Below are 20,609 nucleotides of genomic sequence, written 5' to 3'. Positions count from 1 at the left end.
AGTCTCCAGTTTGTTTCAGTTAAAACGTAGTAGTGTTGGTAAAGAATCAGTGCTCTTCAGACGCCATCGACAGATAGACGATCGTCAGAACCATGAAGATAAAGGCTTGCAGCGTAATGATCAGGATGTGGAAAATGGCCCACGGCACATTCAGAACCCACTGTGACCACCACGGCAGAAGACCCGCGATCAGAATGAAAATCAGCTCACCCGCATACATGTTGCCGAACAGTCGCAGACCGAGGGAAATCGGTTTGGACAGCAGGCTAACGCCTTCCAGAATCAAGTTGATCGGAATAAACGCCCAGTGGTTGAACGGCTGCAGGGTAAGCTCTTTCACGAAGCCGCCTACACCTTTCATTTTGATGCTGTAGAAAAGAATCAGGATGAATACGCCCAGCGCCATAGACAGGGTGATGTTCACGTCAGCAGACGGCACCACACGCAGCGCAGGCAGACCGAAGATATGCTCGCCGATAAACGGCAGCAGGTCGATCGGCAGCAGGTCCATCAGGTTCATCAGGAAGACCCAGACAAAGACGGTCAGCGCCAGCGGTGCAATCACCTTGCTCTTACCGTGATACATGTCTTTGACGCTACCGTGAACGAAGCCAATGATCATTTCGATGAACGTCTGGAATTTCCCTGGAACGCCGCTGGTCGCACGTTTCGCAACGCCGCGGAAAATGGCCAGGAACAACAGACCCAGTACCACCGAGAAGAACATGGAGTCGATATTGATCGTCCAGAAGGTGGCTGGGGGGTTATGCGGATCCACCAGCGAGAATGTACGCAGGTCGATCTGAAGGTTGTTCAGATGGTGACCTATGTAATCCTGCGGCGTCATATTTTCTGAAGCCATGATGCCTTTTACCCTTTGTTATTGATTACAGCTGGCGCCAGAATTTGTACCACCAGCACCAAAACCCACGTCACTATCAGCGGCAAAAATACCACTTTAAAAACCGCCAGCGCCACCACCAGGAGGGCAAAGGTCAACAACACCTTACACACTTCGCCGAGGGCGAAGGACCAGGCCATGCGGCCTTTGGCAGGTGTATGCGCCTGATGACGCCAGGCAAAAATCATAAACAACATGTTTGGCATAACCACTGCCAAACCTCCGCTTACCGCAGAGATGCCCCAGAAGGGGTCTTTGAGGCAGAACAGCAATCCACTTGCTATCACCGCCAGAAACTGAATGAACAGAAGCTTACGAGCAACGTTTCGACTCAAGAGCGACACTGATATCACGTTTTTACTCCTGCTCACTTCGAGGTATGTCGCGTGTCGTATAAAACGTTCTTTAAGGCTCAGAGTCAAGCAGCAAAAAGCGGACAAATTATACGGTGCGTCCCCGTGATTTCAAACAATAAGTAGCGAAAAGGTGAATAAATGTTTAAATATTTTTCCCCGGCGCTATTTCTTAACTTTTCGCCAAACAATGAATGGCGCGTCAAAACTGCAAACAACGCGGAAACGTTGACGATAAAGCGTGCACGAGATCACAAAATAGACATTTACGATAAGGTCGAATAAATTAAAGCGGTAAAACGTTATATTTCATCTTTCTGATATTAAAGATTAATTTCAGCAACTATTCTCAAAACAGCCCTGTATACAACAAAAACCTTTTATTGACATTTTTAATAAATATTTAACATTACAATCTGATTACTCTTCCCTACTTTTAGCAAGCTGATATTTTCGGTGTTTATTATCTTTTGGGTTAACTACACGCCCAGGTTAACCCAAAGAAAATCCACAGTAAAAAAGCGGTTAAATTAGCCCTGTTTACTTCTTAGCCTGACGCGTAATTTTTAACATACTAAGAACAGCACAAATTCCACATTTTTTATTATATTTTTAAAAAGATTTTGGCTTAACAATCACCAGATGACGTTCGCCTTCCAGCTGGGGAACGTGCAATTTAATCGCCTCTTCCATCTCAAAACCTTCAGGCATCTGCGCGATTTCTTCTTCCGGCAGCACCCCTTTCAGGGCATAGAAGCGGCCATTTTCCGCAGGCAGGTGCTTACACCAGCCGATCATGTCGTTGAGCGAGGCGAATGCCCGGCTGATCACGCCATCAAACGGCGGCTCAGCGGGAAACTCCTCTACCCTACTCTGCACCGGATGAATATTTTCCAGCTTCAGTTCATGTTGAACCTGCCGCAGAAAGCGCACGCGCTTGCCCAGGCTGTCCAGCAGCGTGAACTGACTCTCAGGACGCACGATAGAGAGCGGGATACCCGGCAGGCCCGGACCAGTGCCTACATCGATAAAACGCTCGCCCTGGAGATGAGGTGCCACGACGATGCTGTCGAGAATATGACGAATCAGCATCTCGTTCGGATCGCGAACCGAGGTGAGGTTATAGGCCTTGTTCCATTTGTGCAGCATATCGACATACCCCACCAGCTGATTTTTCTGGTGATCGGTGAGCGAAATACCGGCTTGTTCCAGCAGACGAGTGAGTTTGTTGAGCACGGTGAATACCTGTTGAGATAGGTGCTGGCGGGTGGCGCTACGCGAACCCGCCCTACGGAATTCTGTAGGCCCGGTAAGCGCAGCGCCACCGGGCAGTTCTTACAATTAAGCGCTACGGCGCAGCATACCCTGTTTTTTCAGCCACACCAGCAGAATGGAGATGGCCGCAGGCGTGACGCCTGAAATTCGCGATGCCTGGCCGATGGATGACGGCTTATGGTCATTCAGCTTGGCGATCACCTCGTTGGAGAGGCCGTTAACCAGACGGTAATCCAGTGTGGCGGGCAGGATCGTACTCTCGTTACGCTGCTGTTTCTCGATCTCATCCTGCTGACGGGCGATATAGCCTTCGTATTTCACCTGGATTTCGACCTGCTCTGCGGCCTGCACGTCTTCCAGACCCGGCGCAAACGGCGTCATCTGGATCAGCTGCTCGTAGGTCATCTCCGGACGACGGAGCAGATCTTCCCCGCTGGCTTCACGGGAGAGCGGCGCCGACAGGTGAGCATTCACTTCGTCTACAGACTCGGCTGTTGGGTTGACCCAGGTGGTCTTCAGGCGCTGACGTTCACGCTCGATATTCTCCATCTTCTTGTTGAAGCGCGCCCAGCGAGCATCATCCACCAGGCCCAGCTCGCGACCGATTTCGGTCAGGCGCAGGTCGGCGTTGTCTTCACGCAGCATCAGACGATATTCCGCGCGGGAGGTAAACATGCGGTACGGCTCTTTGGTGCCGAGGGTGCAGAGGTCGTCCACCAGCACGCCCAGGTAAGCCTGAGAACGACCCGGCGCCCAGCCCTCTTTTTCGGCCGAGAAGCGCGCGGCGTTCAGACCGGCCAGCAGACCCTGTGCGGCAGCTTCTTCGTAGCCGGTGGTGCCGTTGATCTGGCCCGCAAAGAACAGACCCTGGATAAATTTGCTCTCCAGGGTTGGCTTCAGGTCACGCGGATCGAAGAAGTCATACTCAATGGCATAGCCCGGACGGACGATCTTCGCATTCTCCATCCCCTGCATGGAACGGACGATCTGCATCTGCACGTCGAAAGGCAGGCTGGTGGAGATACCGTTCGGGTAGATCTCGTTGGAGGTCAGCCCTTCCGGCTCCAGGAAGATCTGGTGCTGGTTACGATCGGCGAAGCGCATCACCTTGTCTTCGATCGACGGGCAGTAGCGCGGGCCGATCCCTTCGATCACACCGGCATACATCGGGCTGCGATCGAGGTTACTGCGGATCACGTCATGGGTTTTCTCGTTAGTGTGCGTGACATAGCACGGCACCTGGCGCGGATGTTGATCCACGCTGCCCATGAACGAGAAGACCGGCATCGGGTTATCGCCGTGCTGTTGGGCCAGCACGCTGAAATCAATGGTGCGGGCGTCGATACGCGGTGGCGTACCGGTTTTCAGGCGGCTGACGCGCAGCGGCAGTTCACGCAGACGGCGTGAAAGGGGAATGGACGGCGGATCGCCAGCACGGCCGCCGCTGTAGTTGTCCAGTCCGATGTGAATTTTGCCGTCAAGGAAGGTCCCGACGGTCAGCACGACGGCTTTGGCACGGAACTTCAGACCCATCTGGGTCACAGCGCCAACGACACGATCGTTTTCCACAATCAGATCCTCAACCGCCTGCTGGAAGATCATCAGGTTCGGTTGATTCTCCAGCGCGGTGCGTACGGCCTGGCGGTAGAGCACGCGGTCCGCCTGAGCACGGGTCGCCCGAACGGCGGGGCCTTTGCTTGCGTTTAGTATCCTAAACTGGATACCCGCATGATCGATCGCGGTTGCCATCAGGCCGCCAAGTGCATCCACTTCTTTTACCAGGTGTCCTTTCCCAATGCCGCCAATCGCCGGATTACAGGACATCTGTCCTAGCGTGTCGATATTGTGTGTCAAAAGCAGGGTCTGCTGACCCATTCGCGCCGCGGCCATTGCGGCCTCGGTGCCTGCATGACCCCCGCCAATGATAATGACGTCAAAAGGATCCTGATAAAACATGGTGGTCTGCCTCGCGTAAAGCGGTAAGAAAATGGATTGAAGCCCGGGCCGTGGATTCTACTCAACTTTAGTCGTTCGAGAAAGCACTGGGATCCTGGCTATTAAAAAGAAGATCTTTTTATTTAGAGATCTGTTTTATTGTGATCTCTTATTAGGATCGCGGGTTTCTGTGGATAAGCCGGATCTCCCAAAGAAGATCATGTGCTTAGAGAGGATCGTTTGCTGTTAATGATCGGTGATCCTGTGACGTATAAGCTGGGATCAGATCGCGATGTTATACACAGCACAAAAAGTCATCACGGGTTGTTCTTTGGATAACTACCGGTTGATCCAAGCTTTTAACCAGAGTTATCCACATCCGATCGCACGATCTTTAATCTGTTTTGAGTAAATTTTTCCATTCCGCCAGCCAAAGTTCGGCTGGATCTTCCGGAATATCATGATCGAGGATGTTGATCTTCAGCGTTTCACCGATCTGTTGTGCCCCGCAGGACTTCAGTTCGGTCTCGACCTTCTCAACGGCACCGCAGAAGGTGTCGTACTCCCGGCTGCCAATACCAATGGCACCAAACCGGACGTTCGTCAGGTCGGGCTGCTGCTCTTTTAATTCTTCATATAAAGGAAGAAGGTTATCCGGAAGATCCCCTGCACCATGAGTGGAGGTGATCAATAGCCAGATCCCGTCGAGCTGGAGATCCTCTAATAACGGTCCATGCAGCGTTTCAGTAGAAAAGCCCGCGTCTTCCAGCTTTTCGGCCAGGTGTTCCGCGACATATTCAGCACCGCCAAGAGTGCTGCCGCTAATAAGAGTAATGTCCGCCATTGATCGCTCGCTCAGATAAACAGGGGGACATTGTACGCTGTGAACGAGCTGGGATCTACCTGTGGAAAATGTGGTAATTATTTTGCCCGGTTACGGGCGGATGGTACGCATGATCGGGTTCTGCAGGGAGATCAACGTCTCGGTGGACTGAATTTCATCGATTGTTTGGATCTTGTTGATAAGTACCTGTTGCAGGGCGTCGATCGATCGGCACATCACCTTAATAAAGATGCTGTAGTGGCCGGTGGTGTAGTAGGCCTCGGTCACTTCATCCAGCGCATTCAGCTTTGCCAGCGCCGAGGGGTAGTCTTTGGCGCTCTTGAGGATGATGCCGATAAAGCAGCAAACGTCATACCCCAGCTGTTTCGGACTGACGTCAATATGGGCGCCGGTAATGATCCCCGCCTGTTTCATCTTCTCTACGCGCACGTGAATGGTCCCCGGGCTGACACCAAACTGTTTTGCCAGTTCTGCGTAGGCAGTACGTGCATTGGCCATCAGCGCCTCGAGAATGCCGCGGTCCAGATTGTCGATCTGATAATTTTCCATAGCTTTTTCTTATGAAGATTAATGAATCACTCTATTTTAGCGGGTAATTTTAGCGATTTAAAAGTGAGTCGGGAGTTTTATTGTTGGATTATTGAAAGAGGTTCTTTTTTGTTGCTTAATCAATGCCAACAGGATGCAGGAGTATAAATAATGAAAACCGCTTACATCGCACAACAACGCCAGATCAGTTTCGTTAAATCCCACTTTTCCCGCCAGCTGGAAGAGAAGCTTGGTCTTATTGAAGTCCAGGCACCGATCTTAAGCCGTGTGGGCGACGGGACGCAGGACAACCTGTCTGGTTGCGAAAAAGCGGTACAGGTGAAAGTGAAAACACTGCCAGATGCCCAGTTCGAAGTGGTCCATTCCCTTGCGAAGTGGAAGCGTCAAACCCTGGGACAACACGACTTCAGCGCGGGCGAAGGGCTTTACACGCACATGAAAGCCCTTCGCCCCGATGAAGACCGTCTTACCGCGATTCACTCTGTTTACGTTGACCAGTGGGACTGGGAACGCGTCATGGGTGATGGCGAACGTCATACCGGTACGCTGAAAGCGACGGTAGAAGCCATTTATGCCGGGATCAAAGCCACCGAGGCGGCGGTCAGCAAAGAGTTTGGTCTGACCCCGTTCCTGCCGGAGACGATCCACTTTGTCCACAGTCAGGAGCTGCTGAGCCGCTTCCCGGATCTGGATGCCAAAGGTCGTGAACGTGCGATCGCCAAAGAGTTAGGGGCCGTATTCCTGATCGGGATCGGCGGCAAGCTGTCTCATGGTCAGCGTCACGATGTACGTGCGCCGGATTATGATGACTGGAGCAGCGAAGGCGAGAGCGGCCTGGCGGGCCTGAACGGCGATATTCTGGTCTGGAACCCGGTGCTGGAAGATGCGTTTGAACTCTCATCCATGGGGATCCGCGTGGATGCCGAGGCGCTGAAGCGTCAGCTGGCTATTACCGGCGATGAAGATCGTCTTAAGCTGGAGTGGCACCAGGCGCTGCTGCGTGGCGAGATGCCGCAGACCATCGGCGGCGGTATCGGCCAGTCTCGTCTGACCATGTTACTGCTGCAGCTCTCCCATATCGGCCAGGTGCAGTGTGGCGTATGGCCGCAGCAGGTTCGTGACAGCGTCGACGCCCTGCTGTAATTAGCGTTTCCAGCGCCGCAGCAGGCGGCTACGCAACCCGGTATCAAAGCGCCAGATATGATCGAAGATGCGCATGATGCCGGGTTTTCCATGTGTGGACATCGCAACGGCATGAAAACGATGTTGGTGGACCTGCTGCAGTACCTTCACCTTACTTACCACCTCTTCCGGCAGCCGCTGGGCAATAAAGTCTGAAATCACCACCGCGTCGGCGTCATACCACTCGCCGCCCTGCATCCGCTCGATAATGGCGCGAAAACAGCTGGCGAGATCGGTACCACCGCGAAAGCGCTGGCTTAAGAAACGGATCGCCTGCTCCAGACCGTGCTGGCCCGAGAGTTCGTAGCCCACCACCTCGCTGGAAAACAGCATGATAAAGCAGCGTCTTCTGTCGGCGAGCGCCACGCGCATCAGGGCCAGACAGAAGGCTTTGGCGCACTGCTCGTTGAATCCTCCCATCGAACCGGAGGTATCCACGCAGACGATAAATGGCCCGCGGGGCTGTTCGTCGAAATCCTGATGTACCGCCGGGCGCTGGCTCACCTTCTCCCGCCAGGCATCGCCTTGCAGACGGTAAGTAAGGAGCTGCTTCTCCACCAGCCGACGGTAAAATTCGTACTCAAGTTCTGTGATGCCGAGGGTCGCCAGCTCTGGCGGCAGCAGGCGCAGAATGTCATCGCTCTGCTGTAGACCGTCCACCTGCTCCGGCACCGTCGCCGGTTCGCGCACCAGGGTGCGGAAGGTTTCCAGCGGGGCATCCTTTTTTGGCACCGACTTCGCCTCCCGCGAACGGCCCAGCTGTTCCGCCAGTTGCATCAGCTCCGGCTGCTGTGCCAGAAAATCGCCGTAGCGAACGATAAGCTGATGATCCCCCCGCTTGAGCTGACCGGCGCTCATATCCCAGAGGCGACCGGCGGAATTTTCGTTCTCCACCAGTACCGGCTCCAGCGCCCCGGCCAGGGTCATCCGCTCCTGTACTTCGCTGAGCAGCTGTTCGCGCTCCTCTTCCAGTAACTGCTGATTCAGGGAGGTGGCCTGCACCACCAGGCTCAGCCGCCAGCGCTGTAAAAAGAGGGTATGCAGGGCGGGGGTAAAGGTGGCGTTATCCACCACCAGCTGCCGCGCCTGGCCAGCGAATGGGGAGTGAACCTTGTCCAGCAGGGTTAAAATCTGCGGCAGCTGGACGATCAGCTGGGGCGTGGAGAGTAACTGGCTCTGCTGATAGCACATCACCTCTTCGGTGAGTTCCGGCGGAACGCGGGTATCTTTCAGCCTTTTGCGGAGATTTTCCCGCCAGCGAGGAAGATCGTCGGTGATGGCGGTTTTAAGGCGCGGGAATTTTTCGAAAAAGATCGCCAGCTGCGGCGAGGCCAGCAGGGTGAGGATGATCTCTTCGATCATGCCCTCCTCACCGACGGCAAGCATGACGTTGAGCGTATCCAGCGTCAGCATTGACGCGCCTGTTTGATCTGCGCGCTTACATCCTGCAGGCTGGCTTCAATTCGCCCCAGCCAGTCACTGTGGATGAACAGACATTTTTGCTGCTCGCTGAAGCGGGTGTGCTGGAGGTGCCACTGGTTATCCAGCGCTTCCAGCTGCTGTTTGATCTCTTCCGGCACGCTTTCCGACGCGGTGCCGGGCAGCGCAAGGCGCGATCCCTGCAAACTGACGTCGCGGATCACCAGATGCAGGCTGCCGTCCACTTCCATATTGAGCGGTTGGGCGAAACCAATGCCGTTGAGTTTGCCGCGGATCTCGCCGCCTTTGGTCAGCCACTGCGCCAGGGCTTCCCGCTCGAGGGTGATGTGAATCACCTGCATATCGTGGAGCTTGAGCGGCTGCTGGAGGAGCAGCGTCAGGGTGGTATCACTCAGTTCGGCTGGTAATTCGTAGTGTGGGCGACGGGCGAACATGCCGCTCTGACGGATAACGCGCAGGGCGGTTTTGTCGCTCTGCTGCTGCTGAAGCTGAAGGCGACGCTGGGTAATGGCCCCGAGCTGGTTCAACATCTCCTGCTGTCCCCACGCGTGTCCGGTCATCAATATTTCCAGCTGCTGCTGCATCAGATTCATGCCGCTGGCGTCGTGCCAGAGGCAATCCTTCAGCAGGATCAGGTCGATTGGCGCCACCGCATCGCGACCGCTGAACAGCGCGCTGGCCTGCAGCAGGCGGATGGCTTTCTTCCAGCGGCGATCGGAGACGTAAGGCGCTCCCGGCAGGGCATCAAGCTGCTGGCGCAGCATAAAGACCAAATCGAACACCGCATCAGGCAGGGTGATTTTACCGATGTCCTGTTGCCACTGCTGATACTCCTCGTCCGTCACCTGTAATGCGGCAGGCACCGGGTTATCGTTTTCATCCTGCTGGCTGGTCAGCAGCGAGCGGAAGTTCGCTTTGTCCTGCACCTTATCGAGCCACAGGCGGATCAGCATACGGTCATACAGGGCTTCGAGGCTGCTGTCGGCTTCGGGCAGTTCGTTGGATGCTGCCACCAGCAGGCGCATCGGGATTTTCTCCTCATGCGCGCCGTTGCGGAACCGGCGTTCGTTAATGGCGGTAAGCAGGGTATTCAGGATCGCCGGGCCGGCTTTCCAGATCTCATCAAGAAAGACGATTTCCGCTTCCGGCAGATAGCCGGCGGTTAACCGTTCGTATCGCCCTTCATCTTTTAACGCCTGAATGGAGAGCGGACCGAAGACCTCTTCCGGCGTGGAAAAGCGGGTCATCAGGTACTCAAACGCCCTGGCGTGCTGAAAAGCGAACTTCAGCCTGCGGGCAATCAGGCTTTTTGCGATGCCGGGCGGCCCCAGCAGAAATACGCTTTCGCCGCTCAACGCCGCCAGTAAACAGAGGCGAATGGCGTGGCTACGTTCATAAAGCCCTTTCTCCAGTGCACCGCTGAGACGGGAAATTCTTTCTGCTAATAAATGAGTGTGAGCCATAATTGTTTTTGCATCCTTTCGCCGTACCCCCGGCTAATTGAAGCGAGTATAGACGTTTCGTTCCGGGCTGGTAATAGACTGAACCACGGTGCTATTTTCTTTGCGCTACGTTAATGAGGTGGCATTTAGGGGTACGATTCTAAGATTAATCGTGCATACTGTGCGCTTTTTGTGGGCCAAGGGACTAAGCACACATTTGTTATTTAAACGAAAAGACTAGTCTATGAGCACTGATAATAAGCAATCATTACCCGCAATTACGCTCGCGGCGATCGGCGTTGTCTACGGTGATATCGGCACCAGCCCGCTTTATACGCTGCGCGAATGTTTGTCCGGTCAGTTTGGATTTGGCGTTGAACGCGACGCTGTGTTTGGTTTTTTGTCCCTGATCTTCTGGCTGCTGATCCTGGTAGTTTCTGTTAAATATCTCTCCTTCGTGATGCGTGCTGATAACGCCGGTGAAGGTGGGATCCTGACCCTGATGTCGCTTGCCGGGCGCAATACGTCCGCCAGAATGACCTCGTTCCTGGTCATCATCGGTCTGGTGGGAGGCAGCTTCTTCTATGGCGAAGTGGTGATCACCCCCGCTATCTCGGTGCTGTCGGCGATAGAGGGGCTGGAGATTATCGCGCCGCATCTTGATGAGTGGGTTGTCCCGCTGGCCATACTTGTTCTGACCCTGCTGTTTGTGATTCAGAAACACGGTACCGGGCTGGTGGGCAAACTCTTCGCGCCGATTATGCTCTCCTGGTTCCTGATCCTGGCGGCGCTGGGGTTACGCAGCATCATTGCTAACCCGGAAGTGCTGCATGCCCTGAATCCGATGTGGGCAGTGCATTTCTTCCTCGAATACAAAACCGTGTCGTTTATCGCGCTGGGCGCGGTGGTGCTCTCTATTACCGGGGTTGAAGCGCTCTATGCCGATATGGGCCACTTCGGTAAGTTGCCTATTCGCGTGGCCTGGTTTTTAGTGGTGCTGCCGTCGCTGGTGCTGAACTACTTCGGCCAGGGGGCGCTGCTGCTCAAACATCCGGAAGCGATTAAAAACCCGTTCTTCCTGTTGGCGCCGGACTGGGCGCTGGTGCCGATGCTGATCCTCGCGACACTGGCGACAGTAATTGCTTCTCAGGCGGTGATTTCCGGCGTCTTCTCCCTGACCCGCCAGGCGGTGCGTCTGGGCTATCTGTCGCCAATGCGTATCATCCATACCTCCGAGATGGAGTCGGGCCAGATCTACATTCCTTTCGTTAACTGGCTGCTTTATGTCGCGGTGGTAATTGTTATCGTCAGCTTCGAGCACTCCAGTAACCTGGCGGCGGCCTACGGTATTGCCGTTACCGGTACGATGGTGCTGACCTCGATCCTCTCTACCACGGTGGCGTACCGGAACTGGCACTGGAATAAATTCCTTGTGGGGATGATTCTGGTCGGCTTCCTCTGTATTGACGTGCCGCTGTTCTCCGCGAACCTCGACAAGATTGTCTCCGGCGGCTGGCTGCCGCTGACGCTGGGTCTGGTGATGTTCATTGTGATGACCACCTGGAAGAGCGAGCGTTTCCGCCTGCTGCGCCGGATGCATGAACACGGTAACTCTCTGGAGGCGATGATTGCCTCGCTGGAGAAATCTCCGCCGGTGCGCGTACCTGGCACTGCGGTCTATATGTCGCGCGCGTTGAACGTGATCCCGTTTGCCCTGATGCACAACCTCAAGCACAACAAAGTGCTGCACGAGCGGGTGATCCTGTTGACCCTGCGTACCGAGGATGCGCCCTATGTGCATAACGTCCGCCGGGTGCAGATAGAGCAGCTGTCGCCCACCTTCTGGCGGGTGGTGGCCAGCTACGGCTGGCGTGAAACCCCGAACGTGGAAGAGGTGTTCCACCGCTGCGGTCTGGAGGGTTTAAGCTGCCGGATGATGGAGACCTCGTTCTTTATGTCCCACGAGTCGCTGATCATCGGCAAACGCCCGTGGTATCTGCGCCTGCGTGGGAAGCTCTATCTTATTCTCCAGCGTAACGCCCTGCGCGCGCCTGACCAGTTCGAGATCCCGCCTAACCGCGTGATTGAGCTGGGGACGCAAGTCGAGATTTAATCCCTCCTGAAAATGCCGGGTGGCGCTTCGCTTACCCGGCCTACAAAATCGCTCCCTGACCGCCATAATTGTCTCCCCATTTCACTTAGCGAAACGTTTCGACAACGATCACAAATCTGTTACGTCATGGTGGTTTTCTGCGCATCGGTAAGATAAAACTGATGCCAGCGAAACGTTTCGCTAGTGGAGCAAGAAAATGAAGAAAGGCACGGTACTCAACTCTGAAGTCTCATCGGTCATCTCCCGTCTCGGGCATACCGATACGCTGGTGGTTTGTGATGCGGGTTTACCCATTCCCCACAGCACAACGCGTATTGATCTGGCATTAACGCAGGGCGTACCCACGTTTATGCAGGTGCTGGATGTAGTGACAACCGAGATGCAGGTTGAGGAAGCCATTCTCGCAACGGAAATCAAACAACATAATCCGCAGCTCCACGAAACGTTGCTTGACCATATCAAGCAACTGCAACAATGCCAGGGAAACACCATAAAAATAAGCTACATAACGCACGAGCAGTTCAAGAAAAATACCGCTGACAGCCAGGCGGTGATTCGCAGCGGGGAGTGTTCCCCGTATGCGAATATCATTCTCTGTGCTGGCGTCACCTTCTGAGGCCATCATGGACGCACTCCTGCAACTGAAAGGGATCGATAAATCGTTCCCGGGCGTCAAAGCCCTCTCCGGGGCCGCGCTGAATGTTTACGCCGGGCGCGTGATGGCGCTGGTGGGCGAAAACGGCGCCGGCAAATCTACCATGATGAAAGTGCTGACCGGGATCTATCAACGCGATGCCGGTTCGCTGCTGTGGCTGGGAAAAGAGACCACTTTCAACGGCCCGAAATCCTCTCAGGAAGCCGGGATCGGCATCATCCACCAGGAGCTGAACCTCATCCCGCAGCTCTCCATCGCGGAGAACATCTTCCTGGGGCGTGAGTTTGTTAACCGCTTTGGCAAAATCGACTGGAAACAGATGTATGCCGAAGCCGACAAACTGCTGGCGAAGCTGAATCTGCGCTTTAAGAGCGATCGTCTGGTGGGCGAACTCTCTATCGGCGATCAGCAGATGGTCGAAATTGCCAAGGTCCTGAGTTTCGAATCCCGGGTTATCGTGATGGATGAACCGACCGACGCCCTCACCGATACCGAAACCGACTCCCTGTTCCGCGTGATCCGCGAGCTGAAAGCGCAGGGGCGTGGCATTGTCTATATCTCCCACCGCATGAAAGAGATCTTCGAGATTTGCGATGACGTCACCGTCTTCCGCGACGGGCAGTTTATTGCCGAGCGTGAAGTGGCGACGCTTAATGAAGACACGCTAATTGAGATGATGGTGGGACGTAAGCTGGAAGACCAGTATCCACGTATCGATAAAGCGCCGGGCGAGATCCGCCTGAAGGTCGACAATCTGTGTGGCCCTGGGGTGCATGATGTCAGCTTTACCCTGCGTCAGGGGGAGATCCTCGGCGTGGCCGGGCTGATGGGCGCCGGGCGTACCGAGCTGATGAAGGTGCTGTATGGCGCCAACCCGCGCACCAGCGGCTATGTCACCCTTGATGGTCATGAAGTTGTCACCCGTTCTCCGCAGGATGGCCTGGCGAACGGTATCGTCTATATCTCCGAAGACCGTAAGCGCGATGGCCTGGTGCTGGGCATGTCGGTGAAAGAGAACATGTCCTTAACCGCGCTACGCTACTTCAGCCGCAGCGGCGGTGGTCTGAAGCATAAAGACGAGCAGCAGGCGGTCAGCGATTTTATCCGCCTCTTTAATGTTAAAACCCCGTCGATGGAACAGGCTATCGGGCTGCTCTCCGGCGGGAATCAGCAGAAAGTGGCGATTGCCCGCGGTCTGATGACCCGTCCGAAGGTACTGATCCTTGATGAACCGACGCGCGGCGTGGACGTTGGCGCCAAAAAAGAGATTTACCAGCTCATTAACCAGTTTAAGGCTGACGGGCTAAGCATCATTCTGGTCTCTTCCGAGATGCCAGAGGTATTAGGCATGAGCGATCGCATTATCGTCATGCATGAAGGGCATCTCGGCGGTGAATTCAGTCGCGAGCAGGCCACCCAGGAAATTCTGATGGCTGCCGCTGTGGGCAAGCTTAATCGCGTGGATCAGGAGTAAGAAGATGACTACCCAGGCTGTTTCTGGACGCCGTTATTTCACTAAGGCATGGTTGATGGAACAAAAATCGCTGATTGCCCTGCTGGTGCTGATCGCGATTGTCTCTACCATGAGCCCGAACTTTTTTACCGTTAATAACCTGTTCAACATCCTCCAGCAGACGTCCGTGAACGCCATTATGGCGGTGGGCATGACGCTGGTGATCCTGACCTCGGGTATCGATCTGTCCGTCGGTTCCCTGCTGGCGCTCACCGGCGCGGTTGCTGCTTCAATTGTAGGGATTGAAGTCAACGCGCTGGTGGCCGTTGCAGCGGCGCTGGCGCTGGGTGCGGCTATTGGGGCTGTTACCGGTGTTATTGTGGCGAAAGGTCGTGTTCAGGCGTTTATTGCCACCCTGGTGATGATGCTGCTGCTGCGCGGTGTGACCATGGTTTACACCAACGGCAGTCCGGTCAACACCGGCTTTACCGATAACGCCGATCTGTTTGGCTGGTTCGGTATTGGCCGCCCGCTGGGTATCCCGACGCCGGTCTGGATCATGGGCCTGGTCTTCCTCGCGGCGTGGTACATGTTGCACCACACCCGCCTGGGCCGCTATATCTATGCCCTGGGGGGAAACGAAGCGGCGACGCGTCTGTCCGGTATCAGCGTCAATAAAGTCAAAGTTATCGTCTACGCCCTGAGCGGCCTGCTGGCTTCGCTGGCGGGGATTATCGAAGTGGCGCGTCTCTCGTCTGCGCAACCGACCGCCGGTACGGGTTATGAGCTGGATGCCATCGCCGCGGTCGTGCTGGGCGGCACCAGCCTGGCCGGGGGGAAAGGCCGTATCGTCGGTACGCTGATCGGTGCGCTGATCCTCGGCTTCCTGAATAATGGATTGAATTTGTTAGGTGTTTCTTCCTATTACCAGATGATCGTCAAAGCGGTAGTGATTTTGCTGGCGGTACTGGTAGACAACAAAAAACAGTAACTGACGACACTACAGGACATCTTTGATATGAACATGAAAAAACTGGCTACCCTGGTTTCTGCTGTCGCGCTGAGCGCAACCGTGAGTGCAAACGCCATGGCGAAAGATACCCTCGCGCTGGTGGTTTCTACCCTGAACAACCCGTTCTTCGTCTCCCTGAAAGATGGCGCGCAGAAAGAGGCCGACAAACTGGGCTACAACCTGGTGATCCTCGACTCCCAGAACAACCCGGCTAAAGAGCTGGCTAACGTGCAGGACTTAACTGTTCGCGGCACCAAAATTCTGCTGATCAACCCGACCGATTCCGATGCGGTAGGTAACGCCGTGAAGATGGCGAACCAGGCTAACATCCCGGTGATCACCCTTGACCGTCAGGCGAATAAAGGCGACGTGGTGAGCCACATTGCCTCTGACAACGTGCTGGGCGGCAAAATTGCCGGTGACTACATTGCCAAGAAAGCGGGCGAAGGTGCCAAGGTTATCGAACTGCAGGGTATCGCCGGGACTTCCGCAGCGCGTGAGCGTGGCGAAGGCTTCCAGCAGGCGGTTGCTGCCCACAAATTCAACGTACTGGCCAGCCAGCCGGCAGACTTCGACCGTACTAAGGGCCTGAACGTCATGCAGAACCTGCTGACCGCGCACCCGGACGTTAAAGCGGTATTCGCACAGAACGACGAAATGGCGCTGGGCGCGCTGCGTGCACTGCAGACTGCGGGTAAATCTGATGTGATGGTGGTTGGATTTGACGGCACGCCTGATGGTGAAAAAGCGGTAAACGATGGCAAACTGGCTGCGACCATCGCTCAGCTGCCAGAGCAGATCGGCGCCACTGGCGTACAGACTGCTGACAAAGTGCTGAAGGGCGAGAAAGTTCAGGCCAAATACCCTGTTGACCTGAAACTGGTCATCAAGCAGTAATATGCGATTCAGGCAGTCGCAGGCTGCCTGAGGGACAACATATAAAGAAAAGAGTGGCATACGCCACCGGGGCATCCCGGTGGCACTCTCTGATGGACACTTCAACTATGAAAACCGCAGGTAAGCTCGTCGTCCTTGGCAGTATTAATGCCGATCACATTCTTAACCTTGACGCTTTCCCAACACCGGGCGAAACCGTAACGGGTCATCGCTACCAGGTCGCCTTTGGCGGCAAGGGCGCGAACCAGGCGGTCGCCGCCGGACGTAGCGGGGCAAACATCGCCTTTATCGCCTGTACCGGCGATGACGATACCGGGGAGCGCGTTCGCCAGCAGCTGGAAAGCGACAACATCGATATTGCGCCAGTGAGCGTGGTGGACGGTGAATCAACCGGCGTGGCGCTGATTTTTGTCAACGGAGAAGGTGAGAATGTCATCGGTATTCATGCGGGTGCAAACGCGGCGCTGATGCCTGAGCGAGTGGCGGCGCAACATGCGCTTATCGCCGGTGCCGACGCCCTGCTGATGCAGCTGGAATCCCCGGTAGAAAGCGTGCTGGCGGCAGCGAAAATTGCTCATGAAAATCATACCACTGTCGTACTAAATCCCGCGCCAGCCCGTGTATTATCAGACGAGCTTCTGGCGCTGGTGGACATTATTACCCCGAATGAAACCGAGGCCGAAAAGCTGACGGGCATTTGCGTTGAAAACGATGAGGATGCGGCTCGCGCGGCGAAAGCCCTGCACGACAAAGGCATCCACACGGTCATCATTACTCTTGGCAGCCGCGGCGTATGGGCAAGCGTTGAGGGAGAAGGGCGTCGCATTCCTGGCTTTAAGGTGAAAGCTGTCGATACCATCGCTGCGGGCGACACCTTTAATGGTGCGCTGGTGACGGCGCTGCTGGAAGGCGAACAACTGGATGATGCAATCCGCTTTGCCCATGCGGCGGCGGCCATTGCGGTGACCCGTCCAGGTGCACAGCCTTCTGTACCATGGCGTAATGAGATCGATGAATTTTTAAGTCAGCAGAGGTAACGCTTGGCCACAATGAAAGATGTCGCCCGCATGGCGGGCGTCTCTACTTCGACGGTCTCCCACGTCATCAATAACGATCGCTTCGTCAGCGACGCGATTCGGGAGAAGGTCGAGGCTGCCGTTAAATCCCTCAATTATGCGCCTTCCGCCCTGGCGCGCAGTCTGAAACTCAACCAGACGCGCACCATTGGCATGCTCATTACGGCCAGTACCAACCCCTTTTACTCTGAGCTGGTGCGCGGCGTTGAGCGCAGCTGTTTTGAGCGTGGCTACAGCCTGGTGTTATGCAATACCGAAGGCGACGAACAGCGCATGAACCGCAATCTGGAGACGCTAATGCAAAAGCGCGTCGACGGGTTGCTATTGCTGTGCACCGAAACGCACCAACCCTCCCCTGAGATTATGCAGCGCTACCCCTCCGTTCCTACGGTGATGATGGACTGGGCGCCGTTCGACGGTACCAGCGATCTCATCCAGGATAACTCGTTGCTGGGCGGGGACATGGCGACGCAGCATCTGATTGATAAAGGCCACACCCGCATCGCCTGTATTACCGGTCCGCTGGATAAAACCCCCGCCCGCCTGCGGCTGGAAGGGTTCCTGGTGGCGATGGCGCGTGCAGGTTTGCCAGTGCCTGAGGGCTATCAAATCACCGGTGACTTTGAATTTAGCGGCGGGTTTGAGGCGATGCAGGCCTTACTCGCCCAGAAGGAGCGCCCGCAGGCGGTCTTTATTGGTAACGATGCGATGGCGGTAGGGGCTTACAAGGCGCTTTATCAGGCGGGACTGCGTATCCCGGACGATATCGCCGTGGTGGGGTATGACGATATCGAACTGGCGCAGTATATGACGCCGCCGCTCACCACCATTCATCAGCCAAAAGATGAACTGGGCGAGCTGGCGGTTGATGTCCTGATCCACCGTATCGCCCAGCCCGCTCTGCAACAACAGCGGCTGCAGCTTACTCCTGTTCTGATGGAACGGGGGTCTGTTTAGGTTTGTGCCGATCTTTAATAAGGTTACGACCATCCTTCGGTTTTAGCAGCATAAAGACCAGCGCCGAGATCACCGTCAGCACGCCCATGGTGATAAAGGTGGAGTGAAACTGTTCGACAGTATTTGTGCTGTCGAACCCTTCATAAAAACGCAGTACTGCCGCACTTACCGCCACCCCCAGACTGATCGACAGCTGTTGCGTCACCGCCAGCACGCTGTTACCGCCGCTGGCATTCTCGTCGTTGAGATCGGCAAGGGTAATGGTGTTCATCGACGTGAACTGGATGGACATCGCCATCCCCAGCACAAACAGCGGCAGGATCAGCATCCATACCGGCAACGCCGCCGACTGCAGTGAGAACTGAGCAATCATCACGCCGATAAATATCGTCACGCCAACCAGCGTCCTGCGGTAGCCCAGCCGACGCAGAAGTTGCGTCACGCCGGATTTGGCGAGAATCGAGCCCACCGCCGTAGGCGCCATCATGCAGCCCGCAATCAGTGCCGGGTAACCAAACCCGACCTGCAGCATCAGCGGCATAAGGAAAGGAACACAACCGGTACCCAGCCGTGAAGCGATGTTGCCGGCAATGCCCACCGAGAAGGTGCGCGTGTTAAACAGCGACAGTGAAATAAGCGGCGTCGGGTGACGGCGCGCGTGACGGATATAAAGAAGGAAAAGAACGATGCCGCTGAAAATGATGGAGATAGCCAGCCAGGTCGCCACCACTTTCTCACCGAAAAGCTCCATGCCGCTGGAAAAGAGCACCAGGCTCAGGCCAAACAGGAAGAACCCGCCCATATCGAATTTGCGCCGTGGGGTGGTGAAGTTCGGCATAAATTTACGGGCATAGAAAAGACCGGCGATCCCAATCGGGATATTAATAAGGAATATCCAGTGCCAGCTGGCCCAGGTGACCAGCACGCCACCTAGCACCGGGCCGAGGATCGGCCCGACCAGGCCCGGCATGGTGACAAAGTTAAGCACCGGCAACAGTTCGCTGCGCGGATAGGCCCGTAACAGTGCCAGGCGCGCAACCGGCATCATCATCGCGCCGCCTATCCCCTGGATCACCCGGAAAACAACCAGCTCTCCCAGAGAACTGGAGAGTGCGCAGGCCAGCGAGCCCAGCGTAAATAACGTTACCGCCAGCATAAAGACACGGCGGGTGCCGAAGCGATCGGCCAGCCAGCCGCTCACCGGGATCAGCATCGCAACGGTCAGGGTATAACTGATGATGGCCGACTGCATGGCCAGCGGAGAACGGTTCAGGCTTTGGGCTATTGCGGGAAGGGCAGTATTGAGGATGGTCGCATCCAGGGCCTGCATAAAGAAGGCCATTGCCGCTATCCACGGCAGGCCCGCCATACTGCGTGCTTTTTTTACTGTCATTCGAGTTCCTGTTGTTATGGCTACCGTGCTGGTGGGGCAAGCAGCGCCTGGCTGGCTGCCATGGCGCGTGGCCCGTCACTGTCCTGAATGGCATCGACAATGGCCTGGTGTAAATCCAGCTTAACCACTTCATCCTGGGTAATAGAGGTAAAGTAGGTGTGATAGACAGAGTGAAAGAGCGAGGCAAAAGAGGTCAGGAACGGATTACCGCTCATCTCATAGATATGCTCGTGCCAGGCCATATCCACATCTATCCAGCGTTCCCGGTTAAAGTGCTTTTTCAGATGCACCATTTCATCCATCAGAGTATTTAACCGCGCTTTTTGCTCTGCCGTTCCGATCGTTGCGGCCAGCAGGCAGGCTTGCGGCTCCAGGCTACTGCGCATGACAAGGAAGTGATCAATAACCTGCTGGAAGTTATCTTCCGTCATCCACCAGGAGAGCAGCTCCTGATCGAGGAAGTTCCAGTTGCCCTGGGGCATCACGCGCGTACCGATGCGCGGACGGGGCAATACCATCCCTTTCGCGGTTAACGTTTTCACGGCTTCACGAACGGCCGTTCGGCTCACGCCAAACTGTTCCCCCAGTTCCAGTTCACCCGGCAGGATGCTGCCAGGCGTGTAAACACCTGCCAGGATCCGCTGTGCCAGTTTTTCTGCCAGCACATAGGAAAGGTTTTTTTGTGCCGCCAGCTGTTGCGCGCTTAAAGGCATAAAGCATATTCCTTAAATCTTGATGCCAGTAAGTATGCCACCTGCAGGCGGCTTGTGGTGGCGAAAACAGCAATTAGCGCCGTTTCTGGCTAAAAGATGAGGCTTTTGGCGAAAAAAAACACGGTTGATAGTTTTTTTTAATTTTACGCTTGTCAGCGCCGGAGAACTCCCTATAATGCGCCTCCACTGACACGGAACAACGGCACGCAAGCCGCCGGGTCAGCGGGGTTCAGCGATGAATACCCGGCAGAGAAAAGCGTAAAATAATCGCTTGACTCTGAAAGAGGAAAGCGTAATATACGGGACCTCGCAACGGTGAGCGAAAGCCGCGTTGCACTGCTCTTTAACAATTTATCAGACAATCTGTGTGGGCACTCAAAGTGACATGGATTCTTAATGTCCTCGGACAATAAATGAAT

Annotated in this window: 18 protein-coding genes; 8 read left to right on the top strand and 10 right to left on the bottom strand. The window is 55.3% G+C overall.

Translation table 11 applies throughout. The annotated features are described in order from the left end of the window. Nucleotides 1–46: 46 nt before the first annotated feature. The 6 genes from atpB to asnC form a co-directional block, all read right to left on the bottom strand. Nucleotides 47–862, bottom strand: coding sequence for a F0F1 ATP synthase subunit A (gene atpB, locus FHC51_RS05475; RefSeq protein ID WP_040077702.1), 816 nt, complete (start codon nt 860–862; stop codon nt 47–49). A gap of 8 nt (nt 863–870) precedes the next feature. Continuing rightward, a complete protein-coding gene (gene atpI, locus FHC51_RS05470; protein ID WP_220436654.1) occupies nt 871–1,251 on the bottom strand; it encodes a F0F1 ATP synthase subunit I in 381 nt (126 codons plus the stop codon). Between the two features lie 615 nt (nt 1,252–1,866). After that, nucleotides 1,867–2,490, bottom strand: a complete 624-nt coding sequence (gene rsmG / locus FHC51_RS05465) for a 16S rRNA (guanine(527)-N(7))-methyltransferase RsmG (protein WP_220435056.1) — start codon at nt 2,488–2,490, stop codon at nt 1,867–1,869. Between the two features lie 105 nt (nt 2,491–2,595). After that, entirely contained in the window at nt 2,596–4,485 is a 1,890-nt protein-coding gene (mnmG, locus tag FHC51_RS05460; protein ID WP_220435055.1) for a tRNA uridine-5-carboxymethylaminomethyl(34) synthesis enzyme MnmG, read from the bottom strand. A 373-nt stretch (nt 4,486–4,858) separates the two neighbouring features. Next, nucleotides 4,859–5,308 (bottom strand): FMN-binding protein MioC, encoded by a 450-nt coding sequence (mioC, locus tag FHC51_RS05455; RefSeq protein WP_103177602.1) that lies wholly within the window; start codon nt 5,306–5,308, stop codon nt 4,859–4,861. Between the two features lie 90 nt (nt 5,309–5,398). After that, nucleotides 5,399–5,857, bottom strand: coding sequence for a transcriptional regulator AsnC (gene asnC, locus FHC51_RS05450; RefSeq protein ID WP_032615488.1), 459 nt, complete (start codon nt 5,855–5,857; stop codon nt 5,399–5,401). 150 nt (nt 5,858–6,007) lie between these two features. Here asnC and asnA point away from each other — a divergent pair, with 150 nt between their 5' ends. Then, nucleotides 6,008–7,000, top strand: coding sequence for an aspartate--ammonia ligase (gene asnA, locus FHC51_RS05445; protein WP_103824228.1), 993 nt, complete (start codon nt 6,008–6,010; stop codon nt 6,998–7,000). Here asnA and viaA read toward each other — a convergent pair whose 3' ends face one another. Together viaA and ravA are read right to left on the bottom strand one after the other, a co-directional pair. Beyond that, nucleotides 7,001–8,452 carry an ATPase RavA stimulator ViaA gene (gene viaA, locus FHC51_RS05440; protein WP_103824227.1) on the bottom strand — a complete coding sequence of 484 codons (1,452 nt, stop codon included), beginning with the start codon at nt 8,450–8,452 and terminating at the stop codon, nt 7,001–7,003. Continuing rightward, nucleotides 8,446–9,942, bottom strand: a complete 1,497-nt coding sequence (gene ravA, locus FHC51_RS05435) for an ATPase RavA (RefSeq protein ID WP_103824226.1) — start codon at nt 9,940–9,942, stop codon at nt 8,446–8,448. The genes viaA and ravA overlap by 7 nt, the downstream gene beginning before the upstream one ends. Nucleotides 9,943–10,165: 223 nt before the next feature. On the opposite strand from ravA, the gene kup reads away from it, so the two are divergent. From kup to rbsR, 7 genes are all read left to right on the top strand, one after another. Further along, nucleotides 10,166–12,034: a low affinity potassium transporter Kup gene (gene kup, locus FHC51_RS05430; protein ID WP_103177598.1), complete on the top strand. Its 1,869-nt coding sequence runs from the start codon at nt 10,166–10,168 to the stop codon at nt 12,032–12,034. Nucleotides 12,035–12,230: 196 nt separating this feature from the next. After that, nucleotides 12,231–12,650: a D-ribose pyranase gene (gene rbsD / locus FHC51_RS05425; protein WP_114316332.1), complete on the top strand. Its 420-nt coding sequence runs from the start codon at nt 12,231–12,233 to the stop codon at nt 12,648–12,650. Between the two features lie 7 nt (nt 12,651–12,657). Continuing rightward, on the top strand, nt 12,658–14,163 hold the full coding sequence (gene rbsA / locus FHC51_RS05420; protein ID WP_103824224.1) for a ribose ABC transporter ATP-binding protein RbsA: 1,506 nt from the start codon (nt 12,658–12,660) through the stop codon (nt 14,161–14,163). A 4-nt stretch (nt 14,164–14,167) separates the two neighbouring features. Next, complete coding sequence (gene rbsC, locus FHC51_RS05415) at nt 14,168–15,133, top strand: ribose ABC transporter permease (RefSeq protein WP_220435054.1); 966 nt, start codon at nt 14,168–14,170, stop codon at nt 15,131–15,133. Nucleotides 15,134–15,160: 27 nt separating this feature from the next. After that, complete coding sequence (gene rbsB / locus FHC51_RS05410; protein WP_220435053.1) at nt 15,161–16,051, top strand: ribose ABC transporter substrate-binding protein RbsB; 891 nt, start codon at nt 15,161–15,163, stop codon at nt 16,049–16,051. A gap of 107 nt (nt 16,052–16,158) precedes the next feature. Next, on the top strand, nt 16,159–17,088 hold the full coding sequence (gene rbsK, locus FHC51_RS05405) for a ribokinase (protein WP_220436653.1): 930 nt from the start codon (nt 16,159–16,161) through the stop codon (nt 17,086–17,088). 3 nt (nt 17,089–17,091) lie between these two features. Beyond that, the gene (gene rbsR / locus FHC51_RS05400) at nt 17,092–18,084 is read left to right on the top strand and encodes a ribose operon transcriptional repressor RbsR (RefSeq protein WP_103177593.1); all 993 of its coding nucleotides are present in this window, start codon (nt 17,092–17,094) and stop codon (nt 18,082–18,084) included. On the opposite strand, the gene mdtD is transcribed toward rbsR, so the two are convergent. Further along, on the bottom strand, nt 18,050–19,477 hold the full coding sequence (mdtD, locus tag FHC51_RS05395) for a multidrug transporter subunit MdtD (protein WP_103824220.1): 1,428 nt from the start codon (nt 19,475–19,477) through the stop codon (nt 18,050–18,052). The two genes, rbsR and mdtD, sit on opposite strands and share 35 nt — an antisense overlap. A gap of 20 nt (nt 19,478–19,497) precedes the next feature. Next, on the bottom strand, nt 19,498–20,190 hold the full coding sequence (locus FHC51_RS05390) for a FadR/GntR family transcriptional regulator (RefSeq protein ID WP_103824219.1): 693 nt from the start codon (nt 20,188–20,190) through the stop codon (nt 19,498–19,500). Between the last annotated feature and the right edge of the window lie 419 nt (nt 20,191–20,609).

Source organism: Leclercia sp. EC_58 (genome assembly GCF_019584355.1).
Taxonomy (GTDB): Bacteria; Pseudomonadota; Gammaproteobacteria; order Enterobacterales; family Enterobacteriaceae; genus Enterobacter.
Note: the sequence above shows the minus strand (reverse complement) of the source record. Positions and strands in the feature narration are given on the sequence as shown.